The sequence below is a fragment of the Gracilibacillus phocaeensis genome (assembly GCF_900626275.1).
GTDB classification, from domain to species: Bacteria; Bacillota; Bacilli; order Bacillales; family Amphibacillaceae; genus Gracilibacillus; species Gracilibacillus timonensis.
Genome location: NZ_LR131137.1, coordinates 1 through 5,718 on the forward strand (window position 1 = coordinate 1; position 5,718 = coordinate 5,718).

General features: G+C 38.5%; 8 protein-coding genes and 1 pseudogene. 8 read left to right on the plus strand and 1 reads right to left on the minus strand.

Annotated features, from left to right (window positions below):
• Positions 1-75 precede the first annotated feature (75 nt).
• The 8 genes from E0E32_RS00075 to E0E32_RS00110 all read left to right on the plus strand — a co-directional run bounded on the left by E0E32_RS00075 (position 76) and on the right by E0E32_RS00110 (position 4,979).
• A complete protein-coding gene (locus E0E32_RS00075) occupies positions 76-564 on the plus strand; it encodes a thioredoxin family protein (RefSeq protein ID WP_130858602.1) in 489 nt (162 codons plus the stop codon).
• A gap of 240 nt (positions 565-804) precedes the next feature.
• Positions 805-1,158, plus strand: a complete 354-nt coding sequence (locus tag E0E32_RS00080) for a DUF1048 domain-containing protein (RefSeq protein WP_130858603.1) — start codon at positions 805-807, stop codon at positions 1,156-1,158.
• Positions 1,155-1,475: a DUF1048 domain-containing protein gene (locus tag E0E32_RS00085; protein ID WP_130858604.1), complete on the plus strand. Its 321-nt coding sequence runs from the start codon at positions 1,155-1,157 to the stop codon at positions 1,473-1,475. The genes E0E32_RS00080 and E0E32_RS00085 overlap by 4 nt, the downstream gene beginning before the upstream one ends.
• A 48-nt stretch (positions 1,476-1,523) precedes the next feature.
• Positions 1,524-1,862 (plus strand): PadR family transcriptional regulator, encoded by a 339-nt coding sequence (locus E0E32_RS00090; RefSeq protein ID WP_130858605.1) that lies wholly within the window; start codon positions 1,524-1,526, stop codon positions 1,860-1,862.
• A gap of 242 nt (positions 1,863-2,104) precedes the next feature.
• The gene (locus E0E32_RS00095) at positions 2,105-2,878 is read left to right on the plus strand and encodes an ABC transporter ATP-binding protein (RefSeq protein WP_130858606.1); all 774 of its coding nucleotides are present in this window, start codon (positions 2,105-2,107) and stop codon (positions 2,876-2,878) included.
• Positions 2,868-3,617, plus strand: coding sequence for an ABC transporter permease (locus tag E0E32_RS00100; protein ID WP_130858607.1), 750 nt, complete (start codon positions 2,868-2,870; stop codon positions 3,615-3,617). Before E0E32_RS00095 ends, E0E32_RS00100 begins: the two co-directional genes overlap by 11 nt.
• 379 nt (positions 3,618-3,996) lie before the next feature.
• The gene (locus E0E32_RS00105) at positions 3,997-4,512 is read left to right on the plus strand and encodes a ribonuclease FAU-1 family protein (RefSeq protein ID WP_066185555.1); all 516 of its coding nucleotides are present in this window, start codon (positions 3,997-3,999) and stop codon (positions 4,510-4,512) included.
• A 65-nt stretch (positions 4,513-4,577) separates the two neighbouring features.
• Positions 4,578-4,979 (plus strand): hypothetical protein, encoded by a 402-nt coding sequence (locus E0E32_RS00110; RefSeq protein ID WP_130858608.1) that lies wholly within the window; start codon positions 4,578-4,580, stop codon positions 4,977-4,979.
• Between the two features lie 221 nt (positions 4,980-5,200).
• On the opposite strand, the pseudogene E0E32_RS21955 reads toward E0E32_RS00110, so the two are convergent.
• Positions 5,201-5,718 (minus strand): annotated as a pseudogene (locus E0E32_RS21955) (hypothetical protein); the annotation flags it as partial.

A 5,718-nucleotide genomic window follows, 5' to 3' on the forward strand; every position in this document is an offset into this window, starting at 1 on the left:
CGCATTTATTGCTTTTTACCGGAGACAGTTTCCGTTACAAAGAATCTTTATTACATGAGTAATTAGAGGTGGCAAGTGGCATACAAATTTAAATGCCATTTCATACATTTTTTACTTGCCAAATACAGACTGGTCGAACAACTAGAAGGGAAAGATATTCAATTTTTAACCATCACGGAGGACTGGTGTGGCGATGCGATGATGATTAATCCGGTAATCCGCAAGATTGCCGAGGCTGCTGATATTGAGTCGCGGGTTGTATTACGAGATGAGAATGCAGATTTAATTGATCGACATTTAACCAATGGTGGCAGAGCGATACCGATTGTGCTGATTCTGAATAGCCAGGGTGAAGTAATTGGAAAATGGGGACCAAGAGCACCTGAAGTACAAGAAATGGTTGACAAAGCCCGTGCGACACTGCCACCGAAAGAAGACCCGAGCTTTGAAGAAAGACAAAAGGAATTCATCTCGAAACTAACGACAAGCTATCGAGAAGATGCAACCTTTTGGCAATATGTCTATGATAGCTTTAAAAAAACACTTTTATCTGTATGGGCGTAACTGTTGATTTTTATCTGGCAAACGACCTGATATTAGCAATGCAAACCCTCGATGTAGTATGGATTTATCAAAAAAATTCTACTATGCTGAGGGTTTTTGAAATGAGAAGAACACGAGACGGCACCTTAGTTATTTAATCAAGCGTGCTGCAAAAAATGTACTTGACTTATTTATCTACTATGTATTACTATATACATGTACTTAGTAACACTAAATACCTGTACTAAAAAGGAGATTATCATGAACTTTTTTGAAAAAATAACGGGCAGCGATATGACAAAAGCAATGAAAGAGTTGGACGCACGATCTAAAGTATTACCGTTCGACTATCAAACGGCTTGGAAGGAAATGGTCAGTAACCTCTGGGTTCATGGAGATTTCACTGGCCGTAACCTGATGCCGATTCTTGATAGTGCGCTTGAATTGCTGGAAGTTACAGCTGCAGACGGTCAAAGTGTTGAAGAGGTATTGGGAGATGATATCAAAGGATTTTGCGCAGCGCTGGTTGGGGAAGAAGGAGCAAAAACATATCGGGATAAATGGCGTGATCAACTCAATAAGAATGTTGCGAAGAAATTAGGAGGGTTGAAATGAATATCAAAAAAATCATCGAAGGAAAAAAAGAATGGAAGGCCCATGTTTCTCGTGTCAAAGCACTTCCACAGGATTATCAGATCGTCTATAAAGAGATTCAAAAATATCTATTCAAAGTCGGTCCTGTTGAGCTAAACGAAGACATAGGACTACTCTCGGAGATTCTGAGCTTTTTGGAAGAAGGAGCAGCTGCTGGAAAAGGAGTACTCGAGGTTACTGGAATGGATGTCGCTGCTTTCTGCGATGACTTGATGGAGGATTCTACAACATACGCCGATCTCTATCAAGAATCAATCCATCAAAAAAATCGACTGTGAAATTTGTAGGCAACATAAAAATATAATGAACATAAATAGGTGATGCATATGGAAAATATTACAGAAATGCTGAAAGGTGTGCTTGAGGGGTGTGTACTTGAAATCATCAGTCGCGGGGAAACGTATGGTTATGAAATTACACAGCAGCTACGGGAACTTGGGTTTAATGATGTAGTGGAAGGCACTGTTTATACCATTACCATGCGGCTGGAAAGGAATAATCTGGTAGATATCGAAAAAAAGCGATCTAATGTCGGACCACCACGAAAGTTTTACACCTTGAATGCAGCAGGACAAAAGCAGCTTGAGTTTTTTTGGGATAAATGGGATTTTATTTCGAAACAAATGGAGGAACTTAAAACAAAAGAAATCACACGGAAAAGGTGATATGTGGTAGTTGTGGAAAGTAAGAAATGGATTTATGGTAAATAGGAGTACGATAGGTTAAGTATTAATAAAATGGGCAGTGCTGTACCTTACTGAATAGTTAGTTAAAAATAGGAATGATGACCTGTAGCCTTCCTTTCTTCTTTACCTTGGTAATAAGTATTACTGAATACCTGTAATGCTAAGTAGAGTGATAATAAAATAAAAATGCTTGTTATGGTTTATACAAGGGAGGAAAAATCATGAGTAATGAAGCGATTTTAGTCAATGGATTAAAAAAATCTTTTAAAGACAAGGAAGTGTTAAAGGGAGTAAATTTTGAGGTATCACGTGGCGAAATATTTGCATTATTAGGTTCAAATGGAGCAGGTAAAACGACAATGGTCCATATTCTTTCGACGTTGCTATCTCCCGATGCCGGAAAAGGAAGTATTTGTGGCTATGATGTGCAACAACAGCCAGATCTAGTTAGACAAAACATCAGTATGACAGGACAATTTACAGCTTTAGATAGTATGCAAACGGGGAGGGAGAATCTAATTATGATTGCCAAGTTGTGGGGAATTCCCAAGTCATATCAAGTTGCTGACAATCTGCTTATGAGATTCGGTTTGACGGACGCAGCTAACCTTCGTGTAGATAAATATTCTGGTGGAATGAAGCGCAGGCTTGATATCGCGATGAGCTTGATTGGGCAGCCAACAGTGATTTTTCTAGATGAGCCAACGACAGGGCTGGATCCTGAAGCAAGAATGGAGGTCTGGGATATCGTGAAAGAGTTGGCTGATGGTGGTACAACCATATTGTTGACCACCCAGTACTTGGAGGAAGCTGAACAACTAGCTGACCGCATCGCTATCCTGCATGGTGGAGAAATCATTACGACCGGTACCCTTGCCGAGCTTAAGGGAATGTTTCCACCAATGAAAGTAGAATACATTGAGAAACAGCCGACATTAGAAGAAATTTTCCTTGAGATTGTACGTAGAAAAGGAGTTGAAACCAATGGAAAGTAAAACAAGTGTGTTAGCAGGACGTTTAATGCGCAATATTGTACGTAGCCCCGATACGATTATCACCGTTGCGGTTACACCAATTATGATAATGTTAATGTTTGTCTATGTATTTGGTGGAGCGATAGAGACAGGTATGGAAAACTATATCAATTTTCTTTTACCTGGAATTTTATTAATCACTATTTCATCAGGAGTCGCGTACACTTCTTTGCGGTTATTTACCGATGTAAAGAGCGGTCTAATGGCGCGTTTTATTACTATGCCCATCAGGCGATCGTCGGTATTATGGGCTCATGTATTAACCTCATTTATTTCCAATCTGCTTACTGTAATGATTGTTATTCTCGTAGCACTCTTGTTAGGGTTTCGTTCCAACGCTGATATTCTGGAATGGCTCGCTGTAGTTGGCATATTGGGGTTGTTTACACTGGCATTGACCTGGTTAGCGGTTATTTCTGGATTAACTGCAAAATCGATGGAAGGGGCGACATCATATTCGTATCTATTGATTTTCCTTCCGTTTATCAGTTCAGCTTTTGTTCCTACTGAAACCATGCCGAAGGTTGTTCGTGCGTTTGCGGAGCATCAACCCGTAACTTCCATCGTGAATTCAATTCGAGCCCTTTTGTACGAAGGTGTTGTAGATAGTGGTATCTGGACTGCACTTGCTTGGTGTGTAGGGGTTATGATCATCACTTATTTGATTGCCAATAAGGTATTTCAACGGCAGTTAGGATAATCTATCATGCAATATTTCTCATCTTTCCAGTTTAGTTTCTATATATCCATCATTTCATAAGGATGATATAATGGAAGGAGATTTCCTAAGTTAGTAAATAAATTAACACTATCATTTGGAAATCATGTCACGTGCTAATCATATGATTAAGATCTCAGAACTCACAGGTGAGCTGGCTTCTAGATAGAAGTGAACTCTTCATTGATAAAAAATCATATAAAGCAAAACTGCCATCCATGAAGTTCACTTGGCTTCTTTGAACTTTTGTCATCTTGGAGTGTGGTCTTACGGACGGTTAGCACTGTGATAAATAAAAGGATTTTTTAGCCGAGCATACGATTTCTTTTCTGTATCCATATGGATAAAAAGGGGGAGTGAAATGGATAATAATTCTGTTATTGAAAGAAAAATCAGATATGATAATTCAGTGGTGGAATACCCATGTAGGGAAATTAGGATTTATGCCGGCAAAAAGGCTGTTTTGTATCACAAAATTGAGTCTCCTTTTACCATGCAAGTAAATCATTCGATACTCCGAATCCCCAAAGGCAGTTATACGTTCGCTTTTTATTGGAGCGACAAGTCTTATAATGTTTACGTATTCAGAGATAGCGATGACCAACTCTTGGGTTTGTATATTAACATTGTTCAACAGACGAAAATTACGCATCGTGTTGTGACATTTGAAGACTTGATTATAGATATTGTTAAAACGCCGAGCGGAGAATATGCAGTATTAGACGAAGAGGAACTACCAGAACCGTTAGGAGAATTTGAGAATGGTAGGGTCAATGCCGCATTGGAAGAAGTTTTGAACTCTTTGGAGACTATTGCTGAGGATGTCGTTATAGAATCGGAGAAGCTCCTGAAACAATGGAAAAAGACGATTGATTGACATTTTTATACCAATAAAAGCAAAAACAAAGTAATATTCATATTGAAAAAGGGGACTACATACATATGACAAGCAAATTAATCAAGACAGTCATGATGTTATGCGGACTGATTCTACTAATAAGCTGTAAACCATCCGATACATATGCTGGTGATTGGTATGGACTATCGGATACAGGAGAACAAGCCATGCTTCATTTTTCAGAAGAAAAAAACCTAACTATCACTGATGAGAGTGACAAGGAAGAAACATTTGAGATTTCTCAGAATGTGGCAGGGGTTATGAACTCTACTAGATATTATCGGGTGGAAGTGGATGGAGCCAATCATTATGTCGTTTTTGAAGATAGAGACGATGAAAACAATGCACTCTTTGTTAAACAAACAAACGATGCGGATGATTTTGAGGATATGGAAGGTGAAATTATTTACATGATGAACCGAGAAGATTATCCAAGTGAATTTTGATGATCATGTCATTTAAACACTGAGAAGGAATCATTTGAAAGAGAGTTTATGTGCTAGAGTAATGCTAGGTCTGTGCAGATAGATAATATATATTTTGAAAATTTCTGAATATATTACCGTTTATTGAAAAGATTGTTTACAATGACGGATAATGCACTCTTTAAATTTTCTAAAGCATAAACGAAAAACGAAACAAGCGATCCACTTGTTTCGTTTTGACATTAATGCTCAAGTGATTTCCGAAGCTTCGTTACTTCCTGAAGCTCAAGGCTAGTTAATTCTGATATTTCTGCATCGGAATAATTCTTTTCAATCAATTTTTTGGCAACCCTTTGTTCTGCTTTTAACATTCCGCGTTCCATGCCTTGTTCCATGCCTTGCTCTATGCCTTGCTCTATCCCTTGTTCCATCCCACGTTCCAATCCTTGTTTTGTAGCTGCTTCTTCAATCTCTCTAATCAGTCGGCCAAATGTCGGGGTGTCTCTTAATTTTTCCATTCCCATAATGTTTTTGCCCTCCTTCTCATTTTGGATGATGGGTAATGATTCGTAAAATTGTTCCTGTAATTCGTCTGGTAGCTTCATGATATAATCAATAAAATACAATAAGGCAGAAAGATACATGGGATGATGCCGATATTTTTCGTAGGCTAGGTCGACCAGTATCTTCTTATGATCAAACTTGGTTTCCTCGCGTTCTTGCTTCTTTTGTTCCTTACTCTTTTTGTGTTCATCTTTTA